Here is a 14633-nt window from a genome sequence, read left to right as displayed (position 1 = left end):
TTGCCTTCGGCAGTGTGGGCTAGCCCCGATGCCTTTCAGCCCAGGCCGCGGCCGCCCCGTAAAGTCCCGGCTGCGGATGCGTGATCAGCTTCACCGGGATCGCGGCCATCATCGCCTCGAAGCGACCTTTGGCGACGAAACGCTCGGCAAAGCCGGAGCGATGGATATTGTCGGCGATCCTGAGGCCGAGCCCGCCCGCGATGACGACGCCCTGCGCGCCCTGCGCGAGCGCGATGTCGCCCGCGACCGCGCCAAGGCATTGGCAGAAACGGTCGAGCGCAGCGCTGGCAAGGCTGTCGCTGCCCTCGAGCGCGGTCGTCCACAGCGCCTTGTCGTCGGGCACATGCACCGGCTTACCCTCGATATCGGCGAGCGCCTCATAGACATTGACGAGCCCGGGGCCCGAGACGATGCGCTCGACCGACACGCGGCGATAGCGCTTGCGCAGACGCTGGAGAATCGCGTCCTCGATATTGTCGAGCGGCGCGAAATCGGTGTGCCCGCCCTCGGTCTCGCTGACGAAATAGCGGCCCTCACGCCGCAGGACATGCGCGACGCCAAGACCCGTGCCGGGGCCCACGATCGATACGACACCGTTGTCAGGCAGGGGCTTTTCGGGACCGCTGAGGTGCCGGAAATACTCGGAGCCCATCTGCGCCACCGCGTGGCCGACCGCGCCGAAATCGTTGACGAGCGCATAGCTCTCGACCCCCAGCTTCTCGCCGATCAGCGAAGGCCGGATGATCCAGGGATTGTTGGTGAGCTTGATCACCTCGCCGCCCACCGGACTCGCGACCGCGATCCCGGCCTTGTCGGGGAGCGGACGGCCGACCTCGGACGCGAAATGCTCCCAGGCGAGCTGAAGGCTGGCATGTTCGGCGGTCTTCAGGGTGACGGGTTCGCCGAGATGGACGACATGGCCGTCCTCCACTTCGGCGAGGGCGAAACGGGCATGCGTGCCCCCGATGTCAACGGCAACGATTTCGGTCATGGCGTGCTTCTGTTCGTGGGAAGGGGGAAAAGCAAGGGTGGTCGAAGCTGGCGCCGCGGCCTTGCATTGGACGCGGCGCCGCGCATCACTTTTTCTGCACCGGCTTCAGTCCGCTCGAGGCGATGAAGCGGATTGCCTGACCGCCGCCCGGCGCGAGCGCAAGATCGAGCGTGTCGCCGGCCTTGACCGCACGCTGTTCGATCACGATCGGGCTGCCGTCGGTCTTCCAGTCGGCGCCGGGGCCGTCGCGATAGATCTGCGCGATATAGCGGCGCTTCGGATCGAGGAAATCGAGCTTCACCGTCAGCTTGCGCGGCTCCTCGTCGGTGACGCTGCCGAGATACCAGTCGTGCGAATTGCGGTCCTTGCGCGCGAAGGTGACGAAATCGCCGACCTCGCCGCCCAGCACACGGGTTTCCGACCAGTCGACGGGGACGTCCTTGATGAACTGGAAGGCGTCCAGGTGCTTTTCGTAATTCTCGATCGTGTCCGCCGCCATCTGGATCGGGCTGTACAGCACGACGTAGAGCGCGAGCTGCTTCGCCATGGTCGACTGGAGCTTCTGGCCGCGGCCCTGAAGGCTGAGGACACCTGGGGTGAAGTCCATCGGGCCCGCGAGCATGCGCGTGAAGACGAGGTTGGCTTCGTGCTCGGGCGGGTTGGGGGGCGTGCCCCAGGCATTGTACTCCATGCCGCGCGCGCCTTCGCGTGAGACGGTGTTGGGCCAGGTGCGACGCCAGCCGGTATCCTTGAACGGCTCGTGCGCGTCGATCGCGATGTGGCGCTTCGCGGCTTCGGTGATGACTTTCAGGTGGTGCTGCGCCATCGCCTGCCCCTCGTGCCAGGCGTAGCGGATCTTGCCATCCTCGCCCTTGACCTTGGCCTGGCCGGCGTCGGCGACATAGCCCGTCTTGACCGCGTCGATGCCGAGCCGCTGATAGAGGTCGAAAGCGGCGTCCAGCTGGTTCTCATAATGCGCGGCATTGCCCGAGGTCTCGTGATGGCCGATCAGGCGGACGCCTTTCTGCTTCGCATAGGCGGCGAGGTTTTCGATGTCGAAATCGGGATAGGCCTGGGTGAAGCTGAAGTTATAGCCGTTGGCGAACCAGTCCTTTTCCCAGCCCGTGTTCCAGCCCTCGACCAGCACGCCGCGAAAGCCGTGCTCCGCCGCGAAGTCGATATAGCGCCTGGTGTGCTCGGTCGTGGCGCCGTGCTTGGGCCCGGAGTTCCAGCTTTTGGTGTCGAGGTGCATCTCCCACCAGATGCCGACATATTTGGAGGGCTTGACCCAGCTGACATCGCCCAGCTTGTTGGGTTCGTTGAGGTTGAGGATCAGGTTGGAGGCATAGAGCCCGGCGGCGCTGTCGGCGATCTGCATCGTACGCCAGGGCGTGGTGAAGGGCGCGGTGCGCTTCACCTTCGCGCCATCGGTGCCCGGCGTCAGGTCGGCACGAAAGCGCTGCCCCTCCATCTTGGTGAGGTTCATGCCCGAATAATCGACCAGCGCGGCCTCGTGGAACGCGATGTGCAGGCCCGATTCGGTGCGCAGCGTCATCGGGGTCTGCGCGGTGCCGACCTCGCTGGCGGGGGTGCGGTTGTAGAGATATTCCTCGCGGTTCCATTCAAGGGCGGGGATCCACCAGGCCGTGGCGGGCTCGGCGACCGCGAACTCGGTCAGCTCGTCGCTGATGTTGACCTGCTTGAGCTGCGGCTGGTCGGGGAATTCGTAGCGAAAGCCGATGCCGTCGTCATAGATGCGGAAAACGACATCGAGCTTGCGTTTGTCGCGGACCTTTTCCTGCAGCGTCACGCGCAACTCGTTGAAGCGGTTGCGGACGAAGCGGTTCTCGCCCCAGGGCTGCTCCCAGGTGTCGTCCGCGCTTCGCGTCGCTTTCGCGGCAAGCGTGAAATAGCGCTCGAGCTTGGCCTTGTCGGTGAGGAGGAAGCCGAGGCGCGAATCGCTTATGACAGCGTTGCCATATCGCGAGACCGCGTAGCTCGGACGACCTTCGCGATCGATCGACACTTCGACCTTGAGCACCGCGCCGGGCGAGGCGAGTTCGGCCACCTTTTCCGCAAAGGCGGGGCTCGCAATGAACATCGCCAGCCCTGCGAAAATCTGTGGAACGCGCCTCAACATGCCTGTGACTCCCGGCGAATTTTGAGCGGACATAGCGCACTGGAAAAAATTGCATAGGGCGCGCGCGCGATGCCGATGTGCCACATTCGGATCGCCGACATCGACGTCCCTCTTGCAAATTATCGAGTCTTATCGGCATTACTGCGCGCGGCTACCGCCGCCCTGGTGGTCCGGTTCCGATAAAAGCGAGAGGATTGAAGATATGGCACTGGCCTCGACGGCAGATAAGACAGCGCTATCATACGCGGATGCGCCCGCGGATTTGCGTTGGTTCGTGTTTGCGCTCTTCTTCATCTTCGGCGGGATCACCAGCCTCAACGACATCCTGATTCCCAAGCTCAAGCACCTGTTCGAGCTGAGCCATACCGAGGCGATGCTGATCCAGTTCGCCTTCTTCACCGCCTATTTCGTGGTCTCGATCCCCGGCGCGATGCTGGTGAAGAAGCTGGGCTATATGCGCGCGGCCTCGCTGGGCCTGCTGACGATGACTGCGGGCTGCCTGATCTTCATTCCGGCGTCGTGGTCCGGGCTGTTCGTGCCCTTCCTGCTCGCGCTTTTCGTGCTCGCGGCGGGAATCACGATCGTCCAGGTCGTGGCCAATCCGCTGATCTCGGTGCTCGGCAAGCCCGAAACCGCGCATAGCCGGCTGACCTTTGCGCAGGCGTTCAACTCGCTGGGCACCACCGTGTTTCCGTTCGTCGGCGCGCGGCTGATCCTCGGTTCGCTCGAAAAGGTCGATGAAAGCGCACTCGACGCGGCAGGCGTCGCGGCTTTTCGTGCGCAGGAAAGCCAGGTGATCACGCACACCTATATCGGTCTCGCCGTCGCGCTCGTCATCGTCGCGTTCGCGGTCTGGTCGCGGCGCAATCGCATGCCCGAAATGCCGCAGGAGCCGATGCGCCTGTTCCAGTCGTTCGACCTGCTCAAGCGTCCGCGCGTCGCCTTCGGGGCGCTCGGCATCTTCCTCTATGTCGGCGCAGAGGTCGCGATCGGCAGCCTGATCGTTGCCTATCTCGTCCAGCCGCACGTGCTGGCGCTGTCCGAGCGCAGCGCGGGCGAGCTGGTCGCCTTCTACTGGGGCGGCGCGATGGTCGGGCGCTTCATCGGTTCCTGGCTGCTGCAGCGCTTCTCGCCCGGCCTCGTACTCGCCTGCGCCGCGCTCGGCGCGTGCACGCTGCTGGCGATCTCGGGATTCTCGACGGGCATCGTCGCGGGCTGGGCGTTGCTGGCGATCGGGCTGATGAACTCGATCATGTTCCCGACGATCTTCTCGCTGGCCTGCGAGGGGCTCGGCGAGCGCGTGCCCGACGGCTCGGGGCTGATGAGCACCGCGATCGTCGGCGGCGCGATCGTGCCGCTGCTGACGGGCGTGATCGCCGACGGCGCGACGCTGGCGATTGCGCTTGCGATGCCCGCAGCCTGCTATCTCGGTATCGCACTCTTCGCACGCTATTGCCTGCGCAACCCGGTGCTGAATCAGGGCTAGGCCGGTCGCTTGAGGTGGAAGCGCTGCGCGCTTCCGCCGAAAGCGTGAATCAGGCTCTATTCAAACTGTTGAGACCTTGATTCACGTTTCAGGCTGATTCAGCCTGAAACGATCAAGGTCTAGGCGCTTCCACCTGAATCAAGGCTCACGCGGAAAAGGTCAACGAGACGGTCTCGACGAGGCACGATGCGCGCATCTTCTCGGCGATGATGTGCGCATTGGCCAGCGGCAGATGCTGCTGCGTGATCTCGACCGTGAGGCCGTCATCATCCTCCGCCATCGCAATCCCCGCAGGGATCAGCCCAAGCTGCGCGAAATAGTTGAGCAGGCGCGGCACGGTCTGCGGATCCGCGGCTGCGCGGATCGCGAAATTGGCGCGGGTGGCGGGCGTCATTTCAGGCCGCCTCGTCGAGGCTGGCATATTTGGCGCCCGACGCCTGGCTGATGATCTGGCGCGCCATGCGATCGGCGACGATGTTGGTCGGCAGGCACTCGCGCACGGCGCGTTCGAACAGCGCCGCCATCCGTGGCCCGATCGCGCGCACGCGACTCTCGACCTGATCCGCAGTTTCCCCCAGATATTCGGCAGCGACGTTGATGATCCCGCCCGCATTGGCGACATAATCGGGTGCGTAAAGGATGTCGCGTGCGTGGAGCAGCGCGCCGTCCTGTTCGGTCGCCAGCTGGTTGTTCGCGGCGCCCGCGACGACCGCGGCGCGCAGCCGCGGGATTGTCGTCGGGTCGAGCACCGCGCCGAGTGCGCAGGGGGCAAAGACGTCGGCATCGGCCTCGAGGATCGCGGCGGCGGGAAAGACGCGCGCACCTACCTCGGCCGCGAGCGCCCGCGCGCGATGTTCGTCCGCGTCGGCGACAATCAGTCTGGCGCCCTCGGCAGCCAGCAGACGACAGAGATGTCCCCCGACATTGCCCGTGCCCTGCACTGCCACCGTCACATCGGCCAGGTCGCGATCAAGCCGTGCACGGACCGCGACACGCATCGCCTCGAGCACGCCAAGCGCGGTCCAGGGAGAAGGGTCGCCACCCGCCATGCCGGGCTCGGCATTGAGCCCCGCAACATGCGCGGTGCCTGCGCGGACACGCTCCATGTCCGCGACACCCGTGCCGACATCTTCGGCGGTGACATAGTCGCCGTCGAGGCTTTGGACCGCCTGAGCGAAACGGGCGAACAGTGCGTCGCGATCGAAGGCACCCTCGGGACGCTGGAGTACCGCCTTGCCGCCGCCAAAGGGCAGGCCCGCCATCGCATTCTTGTAGGTCATGCCGCGCGCGAGCCGGATCGCGTCGATCGTCAGCGCCTCGCTGCTGGCGTAGTTCCAGAGCCGACAGCCACCTGCGGCCGGGCCAAGCACGGTCGAATGGAGCACGATCACGCCAATGAGCGCGCCCTTCGCGTCCTCGACGAGACGGATTTCTTCGGGGGGCGTGTCGCCTATGGGGTGGAACTGCGTCATCATGCTACTCCTTCGACGGAAGGATTATCATGAAATATGTCAAAAAATTTGCCTAAGTTTGCCAATATTGGATAATAGTAGCTAAATTTATGCTCATTACCGCGATAAATGGAATGATTAATGCAAGACGCTCTTGACGCCTTCGATCGCAAGATTCTCGCCATCATGCAGCGCGACACGACGCTGTCGACCGCCGAGATTGCCGAGCGCATTGGCATGTCGCAGTCACCGTGCTGGCGGCGAGTGCAGCGGCTGCGCGAGGCGGGGTATATCCGCAGCGAGGTGGCGCTGCTTGATCGCAAAAAGGTCGGGCTCAACGCGCAAATCTTCGCGCAGGTCAAGCTGTCGGCACACGGGCGCACGCATCTCGACGAATTCTCCGAAGCGATCCGCGGCTTTCCCGAAGTGCTCGAATGCTTCGTGCTGATGGGCCCGGTCGACTTCCTGCTGCGCATCGTCGCCGAGGACATTAACGCCTATGAGCGCTTCTTCTTCGAGAAGCTGTCGCGCGTGCCGGGTGTGCAGGAAGTGAATTCGGTGGTCGCGCTGTCCGAGATCAAGGCGACCACCGAATTGCCGCTCTGACCATCAGGCCGCGGGGAGGAGCGCGGGCGCGCGCCGGTCGAGCCGGGCGCTGACGAGCGCGATCGCGAGGCCGCCAAGCGTGATCGCGGCGGCGACCCAGGTAACCGCGCCAAGGCCGGGGCCATGATCGATCGTGGCGCCCCCCGTCCAGGCACCAAGCGCGTTGCCGAGGTTGAAGGCGGCGATATTGAGGCTCGAGGCGAGGCCCTGACCCGCGCCGCCCGCCTGTTCGAGCACGCGCATCTGGAGCGGGGCGACGGTGGCGAAGGCAGCGATGCCGAGCAGGCCGGTGAAGACGATCGCGGCAACCTGTCCATGGATCGCGAAGCTCATCAGCGCGAGCACGCCCACCAGCGCCGCGAGCGTCGTGATCACCGACGGCATCAGCCTTTTGTCGGCGAAGCGGCCGCCGAGCAGATTGCCGATTGCAAGCCCCCCGCCGAAGACGAGCAGGATCGGCGAGACCGCGCCTTCCGAAAAGCCGGTGATCCGGGTCAGGATGGGCTGGATATAGGTGAATACCGCGAAGACACCCGCAAAGCCGAGCACGGTCATGCCAAGGCCGAGCAGTACCTGCGGGCGCGCAAGCACCGCGAACTCCTCGCGCAGCGGCGCGGCTTCGTGGCGCGCATCGGCGCGCGGGACGAAGAGCGCGAGGATCAGCGTCGCGACCACGCCGATCGCGGCGACGACCCAGAACGTCGCGCGCCAGCCTGCAGCGAGGCCGAGCCAGGCGCCGAAGGGGACGCCGAGCAGCGTCGCGGCGGTGAGGCCGGTGAACATGATCGCAATCGCCGAAGCGCGTCGCTCGGGGGCGACGAGTCCCGTCGCGACGACCGAACCGACGCCGAAAAAGGTGCCGTGCGCGAGCGAGGTCAGGACGCGCGCAGCCATCAGCGTTGTATAGTCTGGCGCCACCGCACAGGCGATATTGCCCGCGGTGAAGATCAGCATCAGCGCGATCAACACGGTCTTGCGCGGCAGGCTGCGCGTGGCGAGCGTCAGCAGCGGCGCGCCGACGAACACGCCGAGCGCATAGCCCGAAATGAGCAGGCCGGCGGCGGAGATGGAGACGCCGAGATCGGCGGAAATCTGGAGCAACAGCCCCATTATCACGAATTCGGTGGTGCCGATGCCAAAGGCTCCGGCGGTGAGGGCATAGACGGCAATGGGCATGGAACTTCCCCTGCAGAGCGGTTTGGCCCGCGGAGATAGCGCGCGCGTCGGTGATGAATTAGAAGGCTGGAAGGAAAATCATTTGTGAGGTCAATTCATCATGGCGAGGCAGGACACCAACCGCTCGGGCGAAATGGAGGTGTTCACGCGCGTCGTCGAAGAGACGGGATTCTCTGCCGCCGCGCGCACACTGGGCATGACGCCCTCAGCGGTGAGCAAGCTGGTTGCGCGGCTCGAGGCACGGCTGGGGGTGCGGCTGGTCAACCGCTCGACGCGGCAGCTCCGCCTGACCGCCGAGGGTGTGGCGTTCTACGATCGCGCGGTGCAGGTGCTCGCGGACATCGACGAGGCCGAGCGCGAGGCATCGGCGGGGAGCGCACCGCGCGGCCGCGTACGCGTGAATTCGAACCTGCCCTTCGGTTTCGCCTATCTGCTGCCGCTCGTCCCGCGTTTTGCCGAACGCTACCCCGAGGTGACGCTCGATATCTCGCTGACCGACCAGGTGATCGACCTGTACGAACAGCGCACCGATGTCGCGATCAGGGTCGGCCCGCTGCGCTCGTCGCAGCTTATCGCGCGCAAGCTCGGCGAGAGCGGTGCGGCGGTGGTGGCCGCCCCCGACTATCTGGCGCGCCACGGCATACCGCGGACGCCCGACGAGCTGGAGCGGCACAACCGGATCGGCTTCAACTTCGCGCGCAGCTTCGAGGGCTGGCCCTTTCTGGTCGACGGCGCCGTGCGCACCGTGCCCGCGCGCGGCAATATACTGGTAGGCGACGGCGAGTCCTCGCACCGGCTCGCGCTCGCGGGCGCGGGGATCGCACGGCACGGACGCTTCCATATCCAGACCGATATCGATGCGGGCCGGCTGGTGCCGATCCTCGAGGCCTATAATCCCGGCGACCGCGAGGACGTCCACGCCGTCTATGTCGGCCAGCGCGGCCAGCTGCCCGCGCGGGTTCGCGTCTTCCTCGATTTTCTTGTCGAACAGGTCCGCTTCGGCGCGCGCTTCACCGATCCGCTCGAACGGCCGGTCTGACCACCTCGGCGATGGCTCGCGCGACATCGGCGTGGACGGCGTTGTTGGTTTCGAAAGGTTTGGGGCTGCCCGTGAGGTAGCTGGCGACGAGGATCGGCGCGCGGTTCGCAGGCCAGAGGATGCCGATATCGTTGACGGTGCCGCGTTCGCCCGCGCCGGTCTTGTCGCCCACGCGCCAGTCGGCGGGCACGCCAGCCCGCAGCCGCGTATCCCCGGTCTTGTTGGCGACGAGCCAGGCGGTCAGCAGGTCGCGCGAGGCGGGCGTGAGCGGCGATCGGAGCAACAGCCGGTGGAGATTGCCAAGCATGGCGAGCGGTGTGGTCGTATCGCGCAGATCGCCGGGCATCGCCTCGTTGAGCCAGGGCTCGATACGGTCGATCCGCGTGTGCGTGTCGCCGAGGCTGCGCGCGAAGGCGTTGAACGCCTTGAGCCCGCCCAGCGCCGTGAGCAGCAGATTGGCGGCGGTATTGTCGCTCGTCGTCATCGTCGCTTCGCACAGTTGCGCGACGGTCAGGCCGGGCCCGTCGGCATGTTGCTTCGTAACGGGGGAGTGGGCGACGAGATCGGCGGCCTTGTAGGTGATGCGCTGGTCGAGCCTTTCCTGCCCCCGGTCGCAGCGCGCGAGCGTGGCCGCCGCCAATATAAATTTGAAGGTGCTGCACATCGGGAAACGCTCGTCGCCGCGCCAGCCGAAGCGAGCGCCGTTGGCGGTATCGAGGATCGCGACACCCAGCCTGCCACCATTGTCTGCTTCAATCCCAGCGATGCGGCGACGAAAACCGTCTGCCGCAAAGCCATTGTCTTTGGATGAAACTCCTGCCCTGAGTGTGGACGACCCCAGCGTTGCCAGCGCAACCGCGCCGCCGCCGAGCATCCAGAGCGCCCGCCGTCTTTCGATCATCGCGTCATCTCCCTTCGCGGCGACAATGCCGGCTTGGCAGGCGGGCCGCAAACGACGATAAATCGGCTCTGACCATAATAAATTTTGGATCTTATCGTGGACAAGCCGCATCTGCCGCTCAACGCGCTACGCGCCTTCGAGGCATCGGCGCGCCATCTGAGCTTCACGCGCGCGGCGCTGGAGCTTTACGTCACGCAGGCCGCGGTCAGCCATCATGTGAAGCGACTGGAGGAGCGGCTAGGCGTGACGCTATTCCGCAGACTGCCGCGCGGGCTCGCCCTGACCGACGAGGGCGCGGCGCTCGTGCCCGTTGTCGCGGAATCCTTCGCGCGGATCGGCGACATGCTCGATCGCTTCGCCGACGGACGGTTCCACCAGGTGCTTACGGTGGGCGTGGTCGGCACCTTCGCGGTGGGTTGGCTGATGCCGCGGCTGCAGGGTTTCCATGACGCCAATCCGGGGATCGACCTGCGGCTGCTCACCAACAACAACCGCGTCGATCTGGCAGGCGAGGGGCTCGACTTTGCGATCCGCTTCGGCGACGGCGCGTGGCACGGCACCGAGGCCGAGCGGCTGTTCGACGCGCCCTTCGCGCCGCTGTGCAGTCCGGCCGTGGCCGCGCGGATCACGGCGCCCGCGGATCTGGCGCGCGAGACGCTGCTGCGCTCCTACCGCCTCGACGAATGGACGCTGTGGTTCAGCGAGGCGGGGGCGGCGCTGCCGACGATCCGCGGTCCGGTGTTCGACAGCTCGCTTGCGATGGCGCTCGCCGCCGAGGCGGGGGGAGGGGTCGCGCTGCTCCCGGTCGACATGTTCGCGCGGCAACTGGGCGAGGGGCGGCTGGTGCGGCCGCTGGAAGCCGAGGTGGTGAGGGGGGGTTATTGGCTCACGCGATTGAAGACGCGCGCGCTGACACCGGCGATGGAGCGGTTCCGCGACTGGCTGGGCGAAGCCGCCGCGCGTGGCTGAGGTCAGGCCGGGAAGTTGCGCGCGAGGACAGGGGCGATCGCGGGGTGCGCGGCGGCGCGGTCGGCAATGGCGGTGAGGCCGGGCGCCTCGACCTCGAACCATGCGCGATATGGTCGCCAGCGGATCATGATCGCGACATAGATGTCGAGCGCGCTCATCCCTTGGCCCAGCACCCAGGGGCCTTGCGCTTCACCCTCGAACCAGCGCCAGAGCCGCTTGCGATAGTCGATCACGGTGTCCTTGAGCGTGTCGGCGTCGCCCGGCGCCCAGCGCTCGGGATAATCGGCATAGGTGAAGGTCGCGTAGACATTGGTGACCAGCCAGACGAGATAGCGCAGGAAGCGCGCGCGTTCGGTCGATCCGGGCAGCGGCGCGAGCCCACTTTCGGGAAAGCGCTCGGACAGCCACAGCGCGATCGCCGCGCTTTCGGTCATCACCACGCCATCCTCGGGCACCAGCACGGGGATCTGGGCGAGGGGATTGAGCGCGAGGATGCGGTCGCGCATCGGGCCGGGTTCGTCGAAGCCCTCGACATCGACGAAGTCATATTCGACGCCTGCCAGCGCAAGCATTGCCTCGACCAGCGTCGAGCCCCAGCCGGGAGCGCCATAGAGCGTGGGACGGGCGGATGTGGGCGTGTCGGTCATGCGTCCATCGTCACCAGAATCGGGGAGGGGTGGTGAAGCTAGCCGAGTTCTGCGCTCTTGTCGTATCGCATGCGGTGGCCGTCGATCTCGGGCAGGTGCTGAGCGGCCCAGCTCCCCAGCGGCAGCGCCGCGTCGGCGAGCGAATGGCCGAGCTCCGTCAGCGCATATTCGACCTGGGGCGGAACGCTGGGACGGACGGTGCGCGTGACCATGCCGTCGCGTTCGAGCGTCTTGAGTGTGCGGGTGAGCATCTGTTGCGAAATGCCCGATATGGCGCGGCGCAGCTGGTTGAAACGGAGCGGTTGTTCGCGCAGCGTGACGACGACGGGCAAGGTCCATCGATCGCCGATCCGGCCGATAATTTCCCCCACCTTCATGCATTCGCCATGCGAAGGCTGGCTGCCGGTCAATTCCATATGACTAGACCTCAAAAATATGCGTTCTTGGCCCGTTGGGGGCGGATCCATAGCTAGCTCGGACCTGAAACACGAAGCGAGCAACCCAGATGAACCTTCTTCACATAGATTCAAGTATCCAGGCCGACGGTTCGGCCAGCCGGACGATCAGCGCAGCCGCCGTGGCGCGCCTCAAGGCAGCTCATCCGGACATCAACGTGACATATCGAGACCTTGCTGCCGAGCCGCTTGCGCACATCACGCTTGAGGGCCTTTCGTCCGCGCACGCGCAAGGCGTGCTCGACGAATTCCTCAACGCCGATATCGTGGTGATCGGCGTGCCGATGTACAATTTTGGCATTCCCAGCCAGCTCAAGGCCTGGATCGACCATATCGCCATCGCAGGAAAGACGTTCAGCTATGGCCCCGAAGGCGTCACGGGGCTTGCCGGCGGCAAGCGTGTGACGGTCGCGCTGTCGCGCGGCGGACTTTATGGCGAAGGCAGCCCGGCGGCGAGCGTCGAGCACGCCGAAACCTATCTGCGCGCGGTGCTCGGCTTCATCGGGCTTGGTGACGCCGAGTTCGTCGTTGCTGAAGGTCTCGCGCTTGGCAGTGAACAGCGCGAATCCGCGCTGGCGCGCGCCTTTGCCCAGCTCGACGAACAGCTGTCGACCGGGCTTCAGCCGGCCGCTTGATGCAAAATGCCGGCACTCGCACGCGAGATGCCGGCATTTTTCTCGCGAGATCAGGGCCTGGGCGCTTCAGGCTTCACCCGAGTCCAGAAATCGTTGAACGCGACGCTGTCGAAGAAGGCGTTCGCCTTGACGATCTTGCCGTCGCGCATCTCGAGGAACCACGCATAGGTGTTGGCGTAGGTTTCACCGTCACGCGCGGTGCCGCGGGCGTCGAAGAAGGCGATGACGGTATCGCCTTCGGCATAGAGTTTCCGCATCGACGGAACGAGCCGGCTGCTCATGCGGGCATTGAACGGGCGAATGACCTCGCTCATGAACGCCTCGCGACCGGGATAGGTTTTCGACGCTGCAGAATTGCCCGTGATCGTCCACTCAGCATCTTCGGCGAGCAGGTCATAGGGGCTTCCCGTGCCATCCCGCCATGCGTCGAAGCTGCTCTGGACCAGCGCGCGGTTGCGGTCTTCCGCAGCTCGTGACGTTTCCTGGGCCGCGGCGGCCTGCGCCAGCAGCATCGCTGCGGCGCCTGCAGCGGCAAGACCAAACAGACGGAAGGGTGATTTGATTATGTTCATGATCCGGTTCCTTTCCTGATTCAGCGAAGCTGTGCTTCGGCGGCGGCCACAGCGGCGCGCGCTACCTCGAAGTCCTGATCGACGGCGCCGCCCGAGACGCCGACCGCGCCGATCAGCCGGCCGTCCGCGTCATGGACGGGGATGCCGCCCGCGAAGACGATCAGCCCGCCATTGGTGCGATCGAATCCCGGCGAGGTGCCGCCCGGCTTGACGAAGTCGTAGAGCGCCTCGGTGTTGAAGCCGAAGAGCGCCGCGGTGCGGGCCTTGTTCATCGCGATGTCGGCGGAACCGAGGAAGGCGCCGTCCATGCGGGCGAAGGCCTTCATGTTCGCGCCATTGTCATAGACCGCGATGTTCATCGGCACGCCGATCGCCTCGGCCGCGTTGCGCGCGGCGGCGATGGCGGTGTCGGCTTGGGCCTGGGTGATGCTCATGCGAAATTCCTTTCGAACGAAGAACCGGCCGCGGAAGGGGAGGCCGCGGCCGGTCAGGGGGAGGGGTTCAGATCCGGTTTTCCCAGGCGTCGAGCTGGTGCTGCTTGAGCATGTCCTCGATGGCCTTGGGCATGACGTTGCGGAACTTGCCTTCGTCGGCGGGGACGACCTCGATCATGCGGTCGATCATCTCCTGCGCGTCCATCTTGCCTTCGGGGGTGGCGAAGAAGTCGTCGAAGCCCTTCCGCAGATCGGCGCGCCTGGTGAAGTTCACCTCATCGTCGAGCCAGCGGAACGGGTTGTCCGCCATCGTCTCGTTATAGCCGGTGTAATAGGCGCCGGGATTGATCGTCTGGATCTTGATGCCATAGGCGGCCAGTTCCTGCTGGAGCGCTTCGGCGACCGATTCCAGCGCATGCTTGGTCGAGACATAGGTGCCCCAGTTCGCCGGGGTGAAGAGGCCACCCATCGACGAGGTGAAGACGACCTTCTTGCCCTCGGCCTTGCCCTCGCGGACCCAGCGCTGGACGACGCCCTGCGTCAGCTGCAGCGGCAGGAAGACGTTGACCTCGAAATTCTTCCGGACGAGGTCGAGCGGAATTTCCCAGACGGGGCCCGCTTCGCCCATGCCGGCATTGTTCCACAGGATGTCGAAATCCCACTTCAGCGCCTGCTTGATGTCATAGGGATCGGTGAGGTCGAGGCGTTCGACGCAGATCTTGTCGCTGAGGCCGAGCGCTGCGACTTCTTCGCGCAGCGGGGTTACCTGCGAGGAGACATGGACGGTCGCGATGATGTTGTGGCCGTTCTTGGCCATCCCGATGGCGGCGCCCTTGCCGAAGCCGCCAGCAGCACCCGTGATGAGGATCGTCTTGGTCATTTCAATTCTCCCATGTGATGGACGCTCGATTGCGTCCGATGAGAGAGAGTTAGCCCTGAGCGGGAGGCCACGCCGTCGAGCCGTTGCGGCGATTGTCGCGATATTGCGATCGAGGAGTGGCTAAATTTATTTTGTACAATCAGGGCATTGCGGCGCTCGCGCGTACGCGGGAGTCCATGTCGTTGCTGTGGTGAATCGCGACGCGATCCACCGCTGTCGCAAGATTGCGATAGTGGGCGAAATCGTGCGAC

Annotated in this window: 16 protein-coding genes; 5 read left to right on the top strand and 11 right to left on the bottom strand. The window is 65.4% G+C overall.

Translation table 11 applies throughout. The features are described from left to right. Positions 1-19 precede the first annotated feature (19 nt). Positions 20-991, bottom strand: coding sequence for a glucokinase (gene glk / locus AC3WJD_RS09000; RefSeq protein ID WP_492746268.1), 972 nt, complete (start codon positions 989-991; stop codon positions 20-22). Between the two features lie 85 nt (positions 992-1076). After that, complete coding sequence (locus AC3WJD_RS08995) at positions 1077-3131, bottom strand: glycoside hydrolase family 97 protein (RefSeq protein WP_492746267.1); 2055 nt, start codon at positions 3129-3131, stop codon at positions 1077-1079. 202 nt (positions 3132-3333) lie between these two features. On the opposite strand from AC3WJD_RS08995, the gene AC3WJD_RS08990 reads away from it, so the two are divergent. Continuing rightward, positions 3334-4617: a sugar MFS transporter gene (locus AC3WJD_RS08990; protein WP_492746266.1), complete on the top strand. Its 1284-nt coding sequence runs from the start codon at positions 3334-3336 to the stop codon at positions 4615-4617. 145 nt (positions 4618-4762) lie between these two features. Here the strand turns inward: AC3WJD_RS08990 and AC3WJD_RS08985 are convergent, their stop codons facing one another. Both AC3WJD_RS08985 and AC3WJD_RS08980 read right to left on the bottom strand, forming a co-directional pair. Further along, positions 4763-5011 carry an ACT-like domain-containing protein gene (locus tag AC3WJD_RS08985; RefSeq protein ID WP_492746265.1) on the bottom strand — a complete coding sequence of 83 codons (249 nt, stop codon included), beginning with the start codon at positions 5009-5011 and terminating at the stop codon, positions 4763-4765. A gap of 1 nt (position 5012) precedes the next feature. Then, entirely contained in the window at positions 5013-6089 is a 1077-nt protein-coding gene (locus tag AC3WJD_RS08980; protein ID WP_492746308.1) for a Leu/Phe/Val dehydrogenase, read from the bottom strand. A 120-nt stretch (positions 6090-6209) separates the two neighbouring features. Here AC3WJD_RS08980 and AC3WJD_RS08975 point away from each other — a divergent pair, with 120 nt between their 5' ends. Then, positions 6210-6674, top strand: coding sequence for an Lrp/AsnC family transcriptional regulator (locus tag AC3WJD_RS08975; RefSeq protein ID WP_492746264.1), 465 nt, complete (start codon positions 6210-6212; stop codon positions 6672-6674). A gap of 3 nt (positions 6675-6677) precedes the next feature. On the opposite strand, the gene AC3WJD_RS08970 is transcribed toward AC3WJD_RS08975, so the two are convergent. Then, a complete protein-coding gene (locus tag AC3WJD_RS08970) occupies positions 6678-7850 on the bottom strand; it encodes an MFS transporter (RefSeq protein ID WP_492746263.1) in 1173 nt (390 codons plus the stop codon). Between the two features lie 100 nt (positions 7851-7950). Between AC3WJD_RS08970 and AC3WJD_RS08965 the strand changes: the two genes are divergently transcribed. Next, positions 7951-8889 (top strand): LysR family transcriptional regulator, encoded by a 939-nt coding sequence (locus AC3WJD_RS08965; protein ID WP_492746262.1) that lies wholly within the window; start codon positions 7951-7953, stop codon positions 8887-8889. On the opposite strand, the gene bla is transcribed toward AC3WJD_RS08965, so the two are convergent. After that, positions 8861-9790 carry a class A beta-lactamase gene (bla, locus tag AC3WJD_RS08960; protein ID WP_492746261.1) on the bottom strand — a complete coding sequence of 310 codons (930 nt, stop codon included), beginning with the start codon at positions 9788-9790 and terminating at the stop codon, positions 8861-8863. The genes AC3WJD_RS08965 and bla overlap by 29 nt on opposite strands. A gap of 96 nt (positions 9791-9886) precedes the next feature. Here bla and AC3WJD_RS08955 point away from each other — a divergent pair, with 96 nt between their 5' ends. Then, a complete protein-coding gene (locus AC3WJD_RS08955; RefSeq protein WP_492746260.1) occupies positions 9887-10759 on the top strand; it encodes a LysR substrate-binding domain-containing protein in 873 nt (290 codons plus the stop codon). 2 nt (positions 10760-10761) lie between these two features. On the opposite strand, the gene AC3WJD_RS08950 is transcribed toward AC3WJD_RS08955, so the two are convergent. Both AC3WJD_RS08950 and AC3WJD_RS08945 read right to left on the bottom strand, forming a co-directional pair. Next, complete coding sequence (locus AC3WJD_RS08950; protein WP_492746259.1) at positions 10762-11406, bottom strand: glutathione S-transferase family protein; 645 nt, start codon at positions 11404-11406, stop codon at positions 10762-10764. Positions 11407-11444: 38 nt separating this feature from the next. Beyond that, positions 11445-11783 carry a winged helix-turn-helix transcriptional regulator gene (locus tag AC3WJD_RS08945; protein WP_492746258.1) on the bottom strand — a complete coding sequence of 113 codons (339 nt, stop codon included), beginning with the start codon at positions 11781-11783 and terminating at the stop codon, positions 11445-11447. 128 nt (positions 11784-11911) lie between these two features. Here AC3WJD_RS08945 and AC3WJD_RS08940 point away from each other — a divergent pair, with 128 nt between their 5' ends. Next, complete coding sequence (locus AC3WJD_RS08940) at positions 11912-12496, top strand: FMN-dependent NADH-azoreductase (RefSeq protein ID WP_492746257.1); 585 nt, start codon at positions 11912-11914, stop codon at positions 12494-12496. 50 nt (positions 12497-12546) lie between these two features. Here the strand turns inward: AC3WJD_RS08940 and AC3WJD_RS08935 are convergent, their stop codons facing one another. The 3 genes from AC3WJD_RS08935 to AC3WJD_RS08925 form a co-directional block, all read right to left on the bottom strand. Further along, entirely contained in the window at positions 12547-13068 is a 522-nt protein-coding gene (locus AC3WJD_RS08935; RefSeq protein WP_492746256.1) for a nuclear transport factor 2 family protein, read from the bottom strand. Between the two features lie 20 nt (positions 13069-13088). After that, positions 13089-13502 (bottom strand): GlcG/HbpS family heme-binding protein, encoded by a 414-nt coding sequence (locus AC3WJD_RS08930; protein ID WP_492746255.1) that lies wholly within the window; start codon positions 13500-13502, stop codon positions 13089-13091. Between the two features lie 67 nt (positions 13503-13569). Continuing rightward, positions 13570-14382 carry an SDR family oxidoreductase gene (locus AC3WJD_RS08925; protein WP_492746254.1) on the bottom strand — a complete coding sequence of 271 codons (813 nt, stop codon included), beginning with the start codon at positions 14380-14382 and terminating at the stop codon, positions 13570-13572. Between the last annotated feature and the right edge of the window lie 251 nt (positions 14383-14633).

It is taken from the genome of Sphingobium sp. FW306-1B-F04DB, assembly GCF_058781925.1.
The sequence above is the reverse complement of the archived record's forward strand: the minus strand, read 5'-3'. Positions and strand labels throughout refer to the sequence as shown.